Annotated in this window: 13 protein-coding genes and 1 pseudogene; 8 read left to right on the top strand and 6 right to left on the bottom strand. The window is 38.1% G+C overall.

Going from position 1 to position 16,360, the window contains the following annotated elements:
• The first annotated feature begins 57 nt into the window (after nucleotides 1-57).
• On the top strand, nucleotides 58-909 hold the full coding sequence (locus A3G9_RS0108920; RefSeq protein WP_002821174.1) for an aldo/keto reductase: 852 nt from the start codon (nucleotides 58-60) through the stop codon (nucleotides 907-909).
• A gap of 63 nt (nucleotides 910-972) precedes the next feature.
• Here the strand turns inward: A3G9_RS0108920 and A3G9_RS0108915 are convergent, their stop codons facing one another.
• The 6 genes and pseudogenes from A3G9_RS0108915 to A3G9_RS0108890 form a co-directional block, all read right to left on the bottom strand.
• Nucleotides 973-2,268, bottom strand: a complete 1,296-nt coding sequence (locus tag A3G9_RS0108915) for an NRAMP family divalent metal transporter (RefSeq protein WP_002818725.1) — start codon at nucleotides 2,266-2,268, stop codon at nucleotides 973-975.
• Between the two features lie 146 nt (nucleotides 2,269-2,414).
• Nucleotides 2,415-3,182, bottom strand: coding sequence for an energy-coupling factor transporter transmembrane component T family protein (locus tag A3G9_RS0108910; RefSeq protein ID WP_002818726.1), 768 nt, complete (start codon nucleotides 3,180-3,182; stop codon nucleotides 2,415-2,417).
• A gap of 20 nt (nucleotides 3,183-3,202) precedes the next feature.
• On the bottom strand, nucleotides 3,203-4,081 hold the full coding sequence (locus A3G9_RS0108905) for an energy-coupling factor transporter ATPase (protein ID WP_002820584.1): 879 nt from the start codon (nucleotides 4,079-4,081) through the stop codon (nucleotides 3,203-3,205).
• A complete protein-coding gene (locus tag A3G9_RS0108900; RefSeq protein ID WP_002818729.1) occupies nucleotides 4,057-4,899 on the bottom strand; it encodes an energy-coupling factor transporter ATPase in 843 nt (280 codons plus the stop codon). The genes A3G9_RS0108905 and A3G9_RS0108900 overlap by 25 nt, the downstream gene beginning before the upstream one ends.
• Nucleotides 4,900-4,936: 37 nt before the next feature.
• Nucleotides 4,937-5,535: pseudogene (locus A3G9_RS01000000109700) on the bottom strand (ECF transporter S component).
• Between the two features lie 66 nt (nucleotides 5,536-5,601).
• Nucleotides 5,602-6,012, bottom strand: coding sequence for a hypothetical protein (locus tag A3G9_RS0108890; protein WP_002818735.1), 411 nt, complete (start codon nucleotides 6,010-6,012; stop codon nucleotides 5,602-5,604).
• A 356-nt stretch (nucleotides 6,013-6,368) separates the two neighbouring features.
• Here A3G9_RS0108890 and A3G9_RS0108880 point away from each other — a divergent pair, with 356 nt between their 5' ends.
• The 7 genes from A3G9_RS0108880 to A3G9_RS0108845 form a co-directional block, all read left to right on the top strand.
• Nucleotides 6,369-6,929 (top strand): GNAT family N-acetyltransferase, encoded by a 561-nt coding sequence (locus A3G9_RS0108880; protein ID WP_002816586.1) that lies wholly within the window; start codon nucleotides 6,369-6,371, stop codon nucleotides 6,927-6,929.
• Between the two features lie 128 nt (nucleotides 6,930-7,057).
• Entirely contained in the window at nucleotides 7,058-8,011 is a 954-nt protein-coding gene (locus tag A3G9_RS0108875) for a DMT family transporter (RefSeq protein WP_002818740.1), read from the top strand.
• A gap of 94 nt (nucleotides 8,012-8,105) precedes the next feature.
• Nucleotides 8,106-8,927: an HAD-IIB family hydrolase gene (locus A3G9_RS0108870; protein WP_002820930.1), complete on the top strand. Its 822-nt coding sequence runs from the start codon at nucleotides 8,106-8,108 to the stop codon at nucleotides 8,925-8,927.
• Between the two features lie 945 nt (nucleotides 8,928-9,872).
• Entirely contained in the window at nucleotides 9,873-11,039 is a 1,167-nt protein-coding gene (gene metK / locus A3G9_RS0108860) for a methionine adenosyltransferase (protein ID WP_002816583.1), read from the top strand.
• 225 nt (nucleotides 11,040-11,264) lie between these two features.
• On the top strand, nucleotides 11,265-13,697 hold the full coding sequence (gene leuS / locus A3G9_RS0108855; protein ID WP_002818743.1) for a leucine--tRNA ligase: 2,433 nt from the start codon (nucleotides 11,265-11,267) through the stop codon (nucleotides 13,695-13,697).
• 267 nt (nucleotides 13,698-13,964) lie between these two features.
• Nucleotides 13,965-15,632: a peptide ABC transporter substrate-binding protein gene (locus A3G9_RS0108850; RefSeq protein WP_002820578.1), complete on the top strand. Its 1,668-nt coding sequence runs from the start codon at nucleotides 13,965-13,967 to the stop codon at nucleotides 15,630-15,632.
• Between the two features lie 140 nt (nucleotides 15,633-15,772).
• Nucleotides 15,773-16,360, top strand: a 588-nt coding sequence (locus A3G9_RS0108845; protein WP_018025310.1) for an ABC transporter substrate-binding protein, incomplete at its 3' end; no start/stop codon positions are given.

Raw genomic sequence — 16,360 nt, 5'->3', positions numbered from 1 at the left:
TTTATTCAAAGAATTAAAATTAGTTTATAAAGTTGTAAAAGAGAGGAGAAAGTTTATATGGTATTATCGCGTTCCGTTCCAAATATTGTTTTAAATGATGGCCATTCATTGCCGGCAATCGGTTTGGGGACTTATTTAGTCAGAGGCGGCCAAGGGGTCGATCAAATTTTGTCTGCTATTGAAGACGGCTATCGTTTGATTGATACATCGACCAATTATGATAGCGAAGGAGCTGTTGGCGAGGCCATTCGTCGTTCGGGTATTCCTCGTTCCGAATTTATAGTTACTTCTAAGCTACCTGGAAAATATCATCATTATCAAGATGCTCTGATGATGATTCAGGAATCTATTTTTCGGATGGGAATAGATTATCTGGATCTTTACCTAATTCATTGGCCCTTGCCGAAACGGGACCATTATGTCAAAGCTTGGAAGGCTTTGGTTGATGCCCAGAAACTCGGTTTGATCCGTTCGATCGGTGTTTCTAATTTTCTTCCTGAACATCTAGACCGTATTATCAATGAAAGCGGCGTTACTCCGGCTGTCAATCAAATTGAAGTTCATCCTTATTGGGTTCAGGAAGATATGCTTGCTGCTAATAAATCACGCGGCATTGTCAGCGAAGCTTGGAGCCCACTTGGAAGGGGCAGTGCAGCTCTTAAAGAAGATATTATTAAAAATTTGGCTGATAAATACGGTAAAAATACTGGCCAAATTATTCTTCGTTGGCATACCCAGCGGGGAATTATACCCTTGCCGAAATCTAGTAGTCTAATTCATCAACGCAGCAATATTGATATTTTTGATTTTTCTCTAACCTCATCCGAAATAGAGCAAATCAATGCTTTGAACCGTTCTGATGGCCGTGTTGATGGACAAGATCCTAATACTTACGAAGAGTTTGATTAGTATTCGTTTTTACTTTTACACATCCTAGTAAAATAAACCCAGCATTTTTATGCCGGGTTTTTATTACCAAAGATTGGTTGCTGGGCCAATCATATATAAGCCAAAAATCATTACTAAAAGGCAAAGAATCGTAACGAGCCACTTGTAAAAGCCGTGCATACGATATTTGTCTGGAAGTGCCTTTGCTTCTAATGCCAATAAAAGACCAAGGACAATTGGTAATAAAAGAGCGTTCATCACTTCGACAGTTATTGCTAAAGAAACAAGACCGACATTTGCTAGGACCAAAACTGCTCCGATTATGTGAGCGAGAGCATAAATTGCATAGAAGCCAAAATTTTTCTTATTCAAATGTTCGTTAAGGCTGTGTTTCCATCCAAGAACCTCGGTTATTCCCCAAGTACCTGCTAAAGCGACCACGAGAGCTGCGACCAAAGATCCGCCTAGCATACTTGCACCGATTAAAGTTTTAGCCTGCCAGGAACCGATGAAGGGTACCAGGGCATGAACAATTTCTCCAACTGTGTTAAGTGAGGGATGCTTACCCAGCCGACCGATAGTCGCCGCAAAAGTGACTACGACGACAATCATGATTCCTTGAGTGATTAAAGTTCCGACAGCTGTATCATGGCGCTCCTTTTTTATTGTCTTTTTGCTCAAACCTTTATCAACAACTGCTCCCTGCTGATAAAAGATCATCCAGGGTATGATCACTTCGCCCACATTTGCCGCAACTAAATATATGTAAGATGGTTCTCCTAATGGAATTGAAGTCAAACCTGACAAAAGTTCGTTCATCTGGGGATGAACCATTACCATTGCAACAACAAAGGCCAGTTCTGCCAAGCCAACGATGATACCGACTTTTTCAACTCTTCTGTAACTTCCGCTAAAAGCGATTCCAACAAGAATTATTGTCGCTATCGGGATCGTAATCCATTTCGATATACCAAATAATTCACCAACGCCTGCCACACCGACGAATTCGGTTAAAAGGGCACCGACTACCGAAAGCGCTAGAGTACCAGCTGATAAACAAGCCCAACCAAAACCAAAATTTTCCCGAATCAGTTCCCCATGACCTTTTCCTGTAACGATTCCAAGACGGACCGTCATTTCTTGGGCCATATACAAAATTGGAATTAAAAGCAATTGGGGCAGCACCATTGTATAGCCCCATTGTGCTCCCGATTGGGCTGCTGTTATTAAACAGCCGGCGTCTGTGTCGGCTAGCATAACAATTAAGCCGGGACCCCAGACTTTTAAGAAACCACCCTTTTTAAGTTCTCTTTTTCCACCCTTTGTTTTTGCGCCGAGATTGATTCTTGTTTTTGTTAAAGGCTTGCTTTTTAAATCCATTATTTTTGTTTTTCTTGTCCTTTACGAAAGTCTGTAGAAAACAATTATAGTGTCGATTTAAAAAAACAAGATCTATAATCTTAACATTGATTAAATATCCATAATTACATATATAAATCACAATCTCCTTGTAACAAACCATTGGCTTATTTTTTTGTTATTCCGAAGAAAATTAACAGAAACAAGAGAAACAGGATAATCAAGGTATCTCTATTCTTCCATTTCATTATTCTAAATTTTGTCCTATTTTTTCCATCGCTGTATCCACGCATGATCATGGCGGTTGCCAAATCCTCTGCACGTCTAACCGATGCGATAAAAAGCGGCATCAAAATTGGGACAATTGCTTTGATTTTTTTAGCGATCGATCTGCTGTTTAGCGAGGATCCACGTGCTTTTTGGGCATCACTGATAGTTGAAATTTCCTGAAGCATTGTTGGAATAAATCTCAATGCTATTGAAAGAGTCAGCACGATGTCGTCAACCGGTAATTTAAATATTTTTAATGGTCGAATTAAATATCCGACTGCATCGGAAATTTGAATCATTGAAGTTGTGAGAGTGAAAAGTGTTGCAATTATAATTGCCAGCGAAAAGCGAAAAAAAGTCAATGAAGCGATTTTGGCTCCAAAGGAAGTGATTCTAATTGGACCAACTGAAAAGAGCTCTTCGCCATTATTTGCAAACAGCAATTGAAGTATTGCCGTGAAAGCAATCATGATTAAAAAAAATCTTATTCCGCGAAAGAAAAAGAGTAGTTTAATTTTAGATACCAATAAAATCAGCAAGCATATCAATCCGAGAATCAAAGCGGACAAAGGTTCGTTTGCCAAAAAACTAATAATTATTATTAAAGTCGCAGAAATCAGTTTATCTCTTGGATCGAGTTTATGTATAAATGAGTCGCCGGACACATATCTTCCAAATATCATATTTATAAAATTCTCGTTTTTTTCTTTTCCTCAAAAATTTTTTTAAGGAAATTATTGAAACTCTTTTCATTAATCGGCAAAGAACCTTTGAAATCTACACCTCTCTCAAGTAAAAATTCCGCAAGAACCGTTGTTTGCGGAGTCTCAATTCCTAAAGCACTGGTTATTTCTTTATTCGAGAAAATTTTGTTTGGAGAAGCCTGTTTGATTACTTTTCCTTTGCTTAGAAGAATGACCTCTTCTGCGTAATCGGCAACGTCCTCCATTGAATTGCTAACTAAAATAATCGTTGTGTGCTCTTCTAATTGAAGTTTTTTGATTAGTTTCATTATTTCTTTTTTTCCGATGAAATCCAAGCCGGCAGTCGGTTCATCAAGTACTAAGATATCCGGTTTAACTGCCAAGACGCCAGCTAAAGCGACTCTGCGCATCTGCCCGCCGGATAATTCTAGAGGTGAACGATTTAAGAATTCGTCATTTAAGCCAACTTTTTTCAAGCTTTCTCTAGCAATTTTTTTTGCTTTTTCTTTAGTTGTTCCAAAATTTATTGGTCCAAACTCAATATCGTGTTCAACTGTATCAGCGAATAATTGTTGCTCGGGAAATTGAAAAAGCATTCCGACTTTTCTTCTCAGATCACTTAACTGACTTTCTTTGATTGACGAAGTGATTGTAAGGTTGCCAATTTTTACTTCGCCGGAACTTGGTTTTAATAAACCATTTAAATGTCGTATCAAAGTTGATTTTCCGCTACCGGTTTTTCCGATTATAGCCGTAAAAGAGCCACTCTCGATTTTTAAATTGACATCTGTCAGTGCCTTGAATTGAAAAGGTGAGTTCGGCTGGTAAATATAATCTACATTTTTGAATAATATTTCCATATTTTATTGGCTACCATTTCCTTTGATTCATAATCGTTTGGCAAAATTATTCCTAATTCGAAAAGTCTTTTTCTGACCCTCTTTGTAAAAGGGACTTCAAGTCCAAAAGACTCGAGTTTTTCATCTTCGATCAGAATTTTCGCAGGTTTTCCCTCCAATTTCTTTTTGCCGCCGTCTATTATTATGACTTGATCCGACTGTTCGATTTCTTGAATGTCGTGAGTGATTGCTATCACGGTAATTTTGTATTGAGAACGTAATTTTTGAACCAATTTTAGTAGACTTTTTCGGCCTTTTGGGTCGAGCATACTTGTTGCTTCATCCAAAATAATGATGTCCGGTTGCAATGCAAGTACACTTGCAAGAGCAACGCGTTGTTTTTGTCCTCCTGATAAGCTATTCGGTTCGCGATTAGCGAATTCAATCATTTCAACGTCTTTTAATGCCGAATCGACTCTTTCAATCATTTCATTTCGTTCAATGGATTTATTTTCTAGGCCAAAAGCCACATCGTCTTGAACTGTCGGACCGACAAATTGATTGTCCGGATTTTGGAAAACCATTCCAATATGTTCTTTGATCGAAGCGAAGTTTTCTTGGTTTACTTCTTGATCGAATATTTTAATTGAACCTTTGGAACTATTCTCCAAGAGACCTGCAGCTAATTTAATTAAAGTCGTTTTGCCACTTCCGTTACGGCTAAGAATCGAGAGCCATTTTCCTTTTTCAACGGACAAATTAATCTTTTTTAACGTTTCCTTTGAATTATGGCGGTATTTAAAAGATAAGTTTTTTATTTCAAGAGCTTTATTTGACAAAAAATCCTCCACTAAGATTAAATTTTTTGAAATTTGTTTATTCGTCTTTATTGAGGTAGCGTTCCAAAGGAAGAGAAATAATCGGTGTAATAATCGAAGATAAAATCGCTTCTGGGATACCGTTTGTAGCAATGACCAACAATAAAAGGCCGCCTAAATATTTTGGGTCCGAAACACCGTAGGCGTGTGCAACTGCAGGAGTACGGTAAAAAATGTAAATTAATCCAAGAACTAATATGGTATTCGTGAGTGCTCCAATCAATCCCGAGAGAAACATGGCAATCGTTTTTTTAATTTTAATTTATTTAAAACGATAAACAAATAGCCGGCAATTATTCCGACTATAATTCTCGGAATAATTGCTATTAAAGGGTTTGTAAAGATCAAAGGTTCAACTGGACTGGATGGTGCGGTAAAAGCTTTGATGCAGGAAAGAATTCCCCAGACCGCGCCGACTATTCCTCCATCGACCGGTCCGAAGACGACTGCAGCTATGATAACTGTAATCTGAATAGTCGTTAAGCTTAAGGGACCGACCGGTATGTAGCCGAGTAGGGGCACAAAATTCTGAATAATGATAAATGCAATAAAGAGTGCCAGGATTGATATTCGAAATGCCTTTGTTTTATGTATCATAATTAAACTCTCTTTTTAAAAAGTATCTTATCGTACGAATGTGGTTCAGTATTTTTGGCCAAAATTTTAAGGATGATTGACAAGATGATAGCGGCGTCCACACCATATTTGATAAGTTAGTAAAAATATTCCCAACAGGCCGGAAAAAATGCCCAGATACATAAATGAATAATCATTAACGCGACTTGTACAAATAATTACCAATATAGTGTTACTTATGTAACTGCTTATCACGTAAATCGATCGAAAAGTATTATTTAAATAAACAAATAAACAAATTGCTTGAAAAACATTCAGTAAAGCAACCGTAATCGATCCGTATATCGATATCATCAACATATTTCCATCCATTTTCGAAATGGGGTAGTTTTCAATGTCGTCAAGCATCAAGACCATCGTAATTATCATTGCAATTGTTGCGATTAATCCTTTCTTGATAAGCAAAAACAATTGCAAAAAAGGTTTTCCATCATACATATCTTTTATTATCCTAAAAAATCCTCTTTCTTTTTCTTTTTATACATAAATTAACTTTATCTTCGTTTTATCTCTCTTTTATTTTCTTTTAATCTGTCAATTGAATAATTAAAACTGTTCCAAAGGACAAGTTGTTAAAAACAAATCCCGACGAACAACTCTCCAATAATAAAATATCCCTTCCAAATAAATTAAAAACTCTCTTCATAATAATTAATCCCAAAAAACGCCACCCCAAAGGCGTTTTTATTTTGACCAAATCATCTGTTTCGGGGCCTTTGTTAATATTATATTTAAAAATAAGTAAAAAATAATTTGACAATTTCCAATAATTGTCTAAAAAGAGGAAATAATCTTTGCTAATTGAAAAAGCTAATCAAACTGACCAGCTAAAAATACTTAATTTGGAGGGACGGATATTTCATGATATGGAAATTAAGTTATTAGATGAATTCCAACTGCTTGAGGCTTATTATTTGGCCTCCCAAGAGGATCGCCACACCCGCTATCATTTTTCAAAAGCTCTGGTTGCTCGCGATAATCAAAAAGTCGTTGGAGTTCTTTTTGGTTATCCGGGAAAAGACGAGTTTACTTTTGATCATACTTTACAAAAAATTCTTGCTAAGAAGTATAAACAAAATAGAATAGTTTTCCCCGACCGAGAAAGTTTTGATAATGAATGGTATATCGATTCTATTTCCGTTGCTGAAGATTTTCGCGGTTTGGGAATCGGAACAGAACTTTTAAAAGCGGCACGAAAAACGGCGATTCAAGAAGGGGAACTGCTTTTGGGATTAAATGTCGATTTTAGAAATACCAGGGCTCTAAAACTTTATCGGTCTTTTGGTTTTAGGATAATCAGCGATCTTATGATTTCCGAACACAAATATCATCACATGCAGTTTCAATTGACGTAAATTCTTTTATGGCATCGGGTTATTTTAATATTTTCTCGTTAAGATATGCACCGTCTTTTTAATCAATGCTAGAATGACAGAAGCTTTCCCTTTTGAAAAGTAAGCATTAAAGATTAGGAGTACATAAATTGTTTGCAGTTATTATTGGTTTGTCTATTGGGATCGGCCTGCCAATGCAAACGGCGATTAATTCCCGTTTGCGTAACGCTTTTTCTTCACCGTTGCTTTCATCGATGACTTCATTTACGATTGGGACTATTTTCTTGGCACTTGTTGCCTTATTAATTACTCATTCGCTGGAAATTGGTGTTGATCTGATTAAAAATCAGCCTTGGTGGATTTGGGTTGGCGGTTTACTTGGCGTTATTTATCTGACTGGAAATATCCTTCTTTTTCCGCACCTTGGTGGGGTTCAGACTGTTATTATGCCAATTGTCGGTCAAATTATTATGAGCATGTTGATTGATAATTTTGGTTGGTTCTATTCACCAACCCACGCTCTCAATATAATTCGTATTTTAGGAGCTCTTTTGGTTTTACTTGGCGTTTTTTTGGCTATCTCTGCTCAAAAGTTATTTTCCGCCCGTAAAGAAATAATTTCTGATAATTCTCTTTTGCAGAATTCCAACCGAAATTCTCAATGGTTTTGGAGAATAGGCGGCATTGTTACCGGGATGTTCAGTGCATCGCAAACGGCTATTAATGGTCATTTGGGAACTGTCTTGAATTCAGCGGTTAAAGCTGCTTTTGTTTCTTTTTTGATTGGATCGATTGCTCTTTGGATAATTGTCGCGGTTGTTGAACATGGTTATCATTTTGCACCGGCTTTTAATCGAAAATTCCCTTGGTGGATCTGGATTGGTGGTTTAATTGGTGCACTTTTTGTTCTCGGAAACGCATACTTGGTTCCATTGATCGGCACTGGTTTTACGGTCGTTATTGTCCTGCTTGGCCAGATTACCGGCAGTATGCTGGTTGATCAGTTTGGTTGGTTTGCTGCTAAACGGAATCCGATCGTTCCTCTTCAGGTTCTTGGAATTATTTTAATGGTTATCGGAATTGTCTTAATTAAACTATTTTAATTTCTTGTGTGGGAGTTAATCGCTTTCTATTCGTCTTAAGTCTTTATTTAGACGTATGTTAAAATTGTTCGAGGTAATTTTCTGGAGGGCTGACATGGATCTAAAAGTAATTGCAAGTGATATGGATGGCACTTTTCTACGTGACGACAAAAGCTATAATGTCGATCGTTTTTCCGAGCAGTTAGCAGAAATGAACCATCGCAATATAAAATTCGTAGCTGCTTCCGGAAATAAAATTTCACATTTGAAAAAGATTTTTGCGCCTGTTTTAAAAAAAGGCCTAAAAATTAGCTATGTTGCTTCAAATGGCGCCGCTTCCTATGATTATGATAAATTGGTGCATGCGGCTTTTCTTTCCGATCAACAGATTCAAAAAGTGATTGATTGGAATGCTGAGAATCCTGACTCCGATAATAATTTCGTTATCTTGACCGGACTGAAGAAATCTTATGTTTCTAATCATGCAACGCCAGAATTAATAAAAGAAATTTCTGAATGGTATCACGACATCGAACAGATTGATAAATTAATGGAAAGCAAAGAAAAAATTCTTGAAGTTACTTTTCTTTGGAAAAATGTCGATGTCGCCAAGCAGGTCGACCGTTTGCGGCGGGTTTTTGGAGACGAAGTCCATTCTACTGGTTCTGGTTTTGGCAATGTCGACGTCTTGGCGGCTGATACCAATAAAGCAACCGGCTTAAAGTTTCTTCAAAAGCGTTGGATGGCAACCGACCAACAAATTGTTACATTTGGTGATAATGAGAACGATTTGGAAATGTTAAAAAAATATCCGAAAAGTTATTTGATGATCAATTCGGATATTTCAATGCAAACAAAAATAAAATTAAAAACCAGACTTGATAATAACCATGATGGTGTTTTGGACGTGATTGATAGTTTATTAAAGGAAAATTAGTTAAGCATTTATTTGAAACATTGCCAGGCAAATTGAGAACAACATTATCAACGAGAAAAAAGGTAATCGATATTTTTGGCGAAGAGTCAATTTATTTAAAAATAACCAGGTTAATACGATTAGAATAATGTTCCCAAAAAACCAAAGATTGTGGTCGTTTATAGAGCAAATGACTATTAAGGCAGTGCCACTGACCAAACTGATCAAGAATTTTTGGATTTTTGATGAAATAAAAATTCCGGCCAGAAAAAAAGTGAATGTCAAGGTCAACAAAAGCAGGCTGTTCAGAAAATCCTTTGTCAGCCGACCTTTTTGTAGGTAGAGAAGTACTGATGGCAGAACAAANCCAGCCATAAAACTAATATCCAGCAGGCCGTAAATAGATATTAAATGTAATTTTTTCAAGGGCAGTAGAATTAAAAAAACCGGAAATAATAACAACAAAAGCATGATCTTCCAATTTTGCTGGTTGCCAATGTAGTAGGCGACAGCTAAAGCGACGGAAATTGGAATTAATTGCCAATGAGTTGAAATAATTTTGTTTAATCCGATAAAAATGCTTACTGATAGGCTTATTGTATATAACAAACTTAATTCGCTTTGTTGTCCTTGACTAAATAAATTTTCTAGATTGCCATTGATATTTAAATAAAGCCACCAAATGAAGTTGAAAATAGCGGTTGTTAGGGAAATTGAAACTATCAAAAAAGATCGATCGCTTGTCTTTTTTACAGGAATATCATTCATATTCTGCAATTATAAAATAGATTCGCTACAATTTAATTAACAATTGCAGTTAAAACCTATTCAGAGCGTAGTGAGGGATACCACCCGATGAGCTACCGGCAACCTGCTTTTTTGCAAGGTGCCCCAGTGGTAAGCGATGGGTCTAAGTCTAAACAGACTCCTATCGGCCTGTTTTTGTTAGAAAGTGAATTTTGATTTATGAAAAAGTTTTTTACGAGTGAGTCGGTCGCGATTGGTCATCCAGACAAAATTGCTGATCAGATTGCGGACGCCATTTTAGATGAGGTTCTAAAACAGGACCCTCTAGCGAGAAGTGCGATTGAAGTTACCGTCTCGACCGGAGATGTTTCTATCTTTGGTGAATTATCAACGAAAGCTTATGTCAACGTTAGGGATGTTGCCACTGATACAATTAAAAAAATCGGTTACATTGAACCAAAATTGGGTTTTACCTATGATTCTGTAAATGTTTCTAATAAAATTGTCGAGCAGTCAGCAGAGATTTCAAGTGCTGTCGACCAAGCAGAAGACGACCCTGATCAAATCGGAGCTGGTGATCAGGGAATTATCTATGGTTATGCAAATAACGAGACCAGCGACTATATTCCCTTGGCGCTGCAGCTTTCTCACAAGTTGATGAAACAGCTTAAAACCGTCCGTGAGGCGGGTGACTCGAACAGCTACTTGCGTCCCGATGGAAAAGGAGAGGTTTCTGTTGAATATGGGGACGATAATCGTCCAAAACGTATTTCGGCAGTTGTTCTTTCTGCACAGCACATCGAAGGAATCGAATTGGAAGATTTGCGGGCCCGCATCAGCGAAGATATTATTGCTCCTGTATTGCCGACAGAATTGGTCGATGAAAATACAAAATTTTTCATTAATCCGTCTGGATTATGGTCCTTGGGCGGTCCACAAGCCGATTCTGGTTTAACCGGCAGAAAAATAATTGTTGATACATACGGTGGTGCTGCCCATCATGGCGGCGGAGCTTTTTCCGGTAAAGATGCTACAAAGGTCGACCGCTCAGGTGCCTATTACGCGCGTTACGTTGCTAAGAACCTGGTGGCAGCCGGTTTAGCCGATAAACTGGAAATTCAGGTAGGCTATGCAATCGGTGTCGCTCGGCCGGTTTCGATTGATTTAGATACTTTCGGAACAGAGAAAGTATCAATTGATAAAATTTATTCTATTGTCGATCAGGTTTTTGATTTTCGGCCTTTATCAATTATTAATCAGCTTGATTTACGGCGTCCTATTTACTTGCAAACAGCTGCTTTTGGTCATTTTGGCAGGTCCGATTTGGATCTTCCTTGGGAGAAGCTCGATCAAGTTGAAAAAATTAAAGCTCTTTTGGCAAATTAAGTTATAATAAACACAATTAGTAGTAGTAGATATAAGGTTTTTACAGAAAGCAAACGTTTGATGCGAGTTTGCAAAATCTTGATTCGAACTCGGCTGATAATTTTAATTAATTAATCTATATTGAGTGCGCTTTAGCGAATTCAGGTGGTACCGCGGAAATCCGTCCTGTTGTTTTTACAGGCGGATTTTTTTGTCCATCAACTTAGAAATAAAATGGGAGATTTTATGAGTTACGATCACAAAGCAATTGAAAAAAGATGGCAAACCTATTGGGATGAACACAAAACATTCAAAACGGCTCCGGAAACTTCCGGAAAACCAAAATATTACGTCATGAATATGTTTCCCTACCCATCGGGACAAGGTCTACATGTTGGCCATCCTGAATCCTACACAGCCACCGATATTATGGCTCGTTTTAACCGGATGCGTGGTTTCAATGTTTTACAGCCTATGGGTTGGGATGCCTTTGGCCTTCCTGCCGAACAATACGCGATTAAAACCGGCCACAATCCGGCTGATTTTACAAATGAAAATATTAAGCATTTTAAAAAGCAGGTTAAATCACTTGGTTTTTCTTATGACTGGGACCGGGAAATAAATACGACCGATCCAGAATATTACAAATGGACTCAGTGGATTTTCGAACAACTTTATAAAAAAGGCCTTGCTTACGAAGATGAAATTATGGTCAATTGGGCGCCTGATTTCCCTGGTGGTGGAATAGTTGTCGCCAATGAAGAAGTTATTGACGGCAAAACCGAACGTGGCAGTTATCCGGTATATCGTGTTCCGATGAAACAGTGGGTTTTAAGAATTACTAAATATGCCGAGCGTCTGCTTTCCGATTTGGATGATCTTGATTGGCCGGAAGCAATTAAAGAGCAGCAGCGGAATTGGATAGGAAAATCAACCGGTGCAGCGGTATTTTTTAAAGTTGATGGAAAAAGTGATTATCAAGTAGAGGTCTATACTACTCGCCCAGATACCTTATTTGGAGCCTCTTATATGGTTTTGGCGCCTGAACACGATTTAGTTGACAAGATTACAACTAGCGAATGCAGGGCGGATGTTGACGCTTATAAAGCTAAAATTGCTTCCAAATCCGATTTGGAGCGAACTGATCTTAATCGGGAAAAAACCGGCGCCTTTACCGGCGCCTATGGAATTAATCCGGTTAATGGGGAAAAAATACCGATTTGGATTGCTGATTATGTCCTATCAAGTTATGGGACCGGGGCGATAATGGCTGTTCCAGCTCATGATACGCGTGATTATGAATTTGCTAAAAAATTTGATTTACCGATTAGGCAGGTGATCAAGGGTGGCGACATTTCCAAAGAAGCCTTTACTGGCGACGGTACTCATATAAATTCCGCTTTTTTGGATGTCTTGGATAAAAAACAAGCGATTGAAAAGATTATTGATTGGCTAGAAGAACACGATGCCGGCCATAAACAGGTTAATTACAAACTTCGCGACTGGATATTTTCCCGTCAACGTTACTGGGGCGAACCAATTCCTGTTATCCATTGGGAAGATGGCAAGCAAACACTGGTTCCGGAAAGCGAGCTGCCCTTACGGCTGCCACATTTAAACCAAGATCAAATGAAACCATCCGGTACCGGCGAATCACCGCTGGCTAATGCTAAGAGCTGGCTGGAAGTTACTCGCCAAGATGGAGTAAAGGGTCGTCGTGAGACAAATACAATGCCCCAGTGGGCCGGTTCTTCCTGGTATTTCTTAAGATATATCGATCCACATAATGATAAAGTTCTCGCCGATCCAGAAAAATTAAAGTATTGGATGAATGTCGATCTATATGTTGGCGGAGCGGAACACGCCGTTTTGCATCTGCTTTATGCTCGTTTTTGGCATAAATTCTTATATGATCTAGGTATTGTACCGACTAAAGAGCCTTTTCAAAAGCTTGTTAATCAGGGGATGATTCTCGGAACCAACCATGAAAAAATGTCTAAATCAAAGGGCAATGTCGTTAATCCAGATGAAATAGTCGACTCTTATGGTGCTGATGCTTTGCGTGTTTATGAAATGTTTATGGGACCTCTAACCCAGTCAAAACCTTGGAGTACCGAAAGTTTAGCTGGTATAAGGCGTTATTTGGACCGTGTATGGCGAATCTTCACCAGTGACGGTGATGGTATTAATCCGATAATTGTTAGCGAGAACGATCATAAGCTTGACAAAATTTTCAATCAAACTGTTAAAAAGGTAACCGAGGATTATGCAGCAATGCGCTTTAATACAGCTATTTCGCAGATGATGGTTTTCATCAATGAAACTTTTAAGGCTGAAAAACTACCAAAAAAATATATGAATGCCTTTTTGCAACTGCTTAATCCGGTTGCTCCGCATATAACCGAAGAACTTTGGCAGCGAATGGGTCACCAGGAAACAATTGCTTATGCTACCTGGCCAACTTACGATGAAAGTCAAATTATTGAAAAACAGATTGAAATGGCTGTTCAGATCAATGGGAAAGTTAGGGCAAAGATCAATACACCTGTTGATATCTCTCGTGATGAGTTGGCAAAAATGGCAACAGATAATCCAGATGTTAAAAAACAAGTTGCCGATAAAAACATTGTTAAAATCATTGCAATTCCTGGGAAAATTATTAATATAGTTGTCAAATAATTTTTTAAAATATTACAAATAAAATTGTTATTTTTTTATTTTTTAAAATGATTATATTTTTTATTTAAAATTGTAATAAAAGTGCTTAGAACTACAAAAAAGCCGATTATACCGGCTTTTTTATTTCATTTTTAAGTCTAAAATCCGAATATTCTTGTCAATAAAGCTAACATATAGCTTGATTTTAAAGTCAAATAGAGCATATAATAACGCAATTTTATTTTCATTTAATTATTTGGTGAAAAGGAAGGAGAAGGAGTTTTATTAATGGCAAGAAAGAAAAAAATGTCTACTAGCAAAAAAGTTGCTATCGCGGCTTTAGCGCTTGTGATAGTTGTCGGTGGCATTTTTGGATCTAGTGCGCTGCTCAAGAACAGTTCATCTAATACAAATGTGTTGAATGAATATCTTGGGGAAGATATGACGACTCAGGATTTGTCACAGATGACGGACAGTTATGCATTTTTGGTTGCAGCCAATTCTCAGGAAGGATTGCTTTCTCGAAAGAGCAATGGTTCGCCAAAAGCTGGTCTTGCTAAAAGTTGGTCACATTCCAAAGATGGATTGACTTGGACTTTTCATTTGCGTAAAGGATTGAAGTGGTCGAATGGCGATAAACTAACGGCTTCTGATTTTGTTTATGCCTGGCAAAGAACAGTTAACCCAAAGACCGCAAGTCAGTACGCTTACATCTACTCTGGAATTAAAAATGCCGACGCAATTAATTCCGGCAAGGATAAGGACTTAAGTTCTTTGGGAATCAAAGCAAAAGGGGAAAACACTCTTGTGGTGACATTGTCGCATCCAATGCCTCAATTTGAAAATTTAATGGCTTTTCCAGTTTTCTTCGCTCAAGATGAAAAATTTGAGAAGGGTCTCGGTAAGAAAGTTGGCACGAGTTCTTCCAAACAGGTTTACGATGGTCCCTACAAATTTGTTGGTTGGAATGGTTCCAACAAAAAGTTCAAATTGGTTCCAAACAAGAACTATTGGAATGCTAAGGCAGTCAAAAACAAGGGTGTCGATTTTCAGGTTATTACCGATCCAACTGCTACCCTGGCAACGTATAAAAAGGATCAATTGGATTCGGTTTCTTTAACCACTCCTGAACAAATCAAAAAATATAAGAGTTCTAAAGATTTGAAAATTTACAACTCGTCGGAAACCTTATACATGGAATACAACCAGACTGGCAAGGTCAAAGGCCTAACCAATGCTAAGATTCGTGAGGCTTTAAACTTGGCAACTGATCGTAAAGGAATTGCAAAGTCAGTTTCCGAAGGTCTTGATTCAGCGGCTACTGGGATTACTCCAGCCGGTTTGGCACTTACTTCAACTGGTGGCGACTTTGCCAAAGCCGCAGCCAAAGCAACCGCTTATGCCTACAACATTAAAAAAGCGAAGAAACTGTTTGCCGAAGGCATGAAAGAAGCCGGCTTGAAGAAAATGACTTTGACGGTTGAAGGCACCTCGGATTCAACTACTTCGAAATCTACTTTGGATACAATTCAGCAAACTTGGGAACAATTACCCGGTTTAACAGTAAAAGAGAAATTTGTTCCCTTTAAACAACGTTTGCAAGATGCGGCTAATGGCAATTTTCAAGTTATATTGACTGATTGGATTGCTGATTACGCCGAAGCTACTACTTTTCTCGGTTTGTTCACTTCTGATTCGCCTAATAATGACGGCAAATGGGTTAGTAAAGAATATGACCAAGCAATTAATGCTGCAGAGAGCAAAGACGCTTTGAATAGCAAGGCGAGAATTGCCGATGAAGTTAGGGCAGAAAAGATTCTCTATCAGAATTCCGCTGTTAATCCTGTTTATTGGGTTAACTCACCGGTTCTGACGAATCCGAAAGTCAAAGGCATCCTCAATTTCTCTTCTGGCGCGGGCAGTTATTACATGCATGCCTATATTTCAAAGAAATAGATTGAGAAATTGATCGGAAAATCCGAAGATTGTTGTCAAAAAAACTAACATCTTGCTTGATTTCCGAAAAGATTAGCGCATATAATAATTCAGTTTTATTCTCATTTAATTAATTAATGAGACGGGAGGATAATTTACTAATGGCAAGAAAGAAAAAGATGTCAACGGGCAAAAAAGTCGGTATTACCGCTTTAGCGGCCGTGATTGTTATTGGCGGAGTTGCGGGATATGCAACTTTAGGCAAGAAGTCGACCACTTCCAATGTTTTGAATGAGTATTTACCGGTTGATATGACAACTCAGGATTTGTCACAGATGACTGATAGCTATGCATTTGAAGTTGCAGCCAATGTCCAACAGGGACTACTTTCCCGGACATCCAGCGGCGCACCGAAAGCCGGTCTCGCTAAAAGCTGGTCACATTCCAAAGATGGTTTAACTTGGACTTTCCATTTGCGCAAGGGCTTGAAATGGTCAAACGGAGATCCACTAACTGCATCGGATTTCGTGTATGCCTGGCAAAGAACGGTTAATCCAAAGACGGCAAGTCAGTATGCTTANATNTANTCNGGAATTAAAAANGCNGANGCNATTAATTCCGGCAAGAATAAGGACTTGAGTTCTTTGGGAATCAAAGCAAAGAACAAAACAACTTTGGTTGTCACCCTAGAACACCCAATGCCTCAGTTCCAGAACTTAATGGCCTTTCCAGTCTTCTTCGCACAAGAC

Origin of the sequence: Oenococcus oeni DSM 20252 = AWRIB129, assembly GCF_000372485.1 — a bacterium.
Lineage (GTDB): Bacteria > Bacillota > Bacilli > Lactobacillales > Lactobacillaceae > Oenococcus > Oenococcus oeni.
The sequence above is the reverse complement of the archived record's forward strand: the minus strand, read 5'-3'. Positions and strand labels throughout refer to the sequence as shown.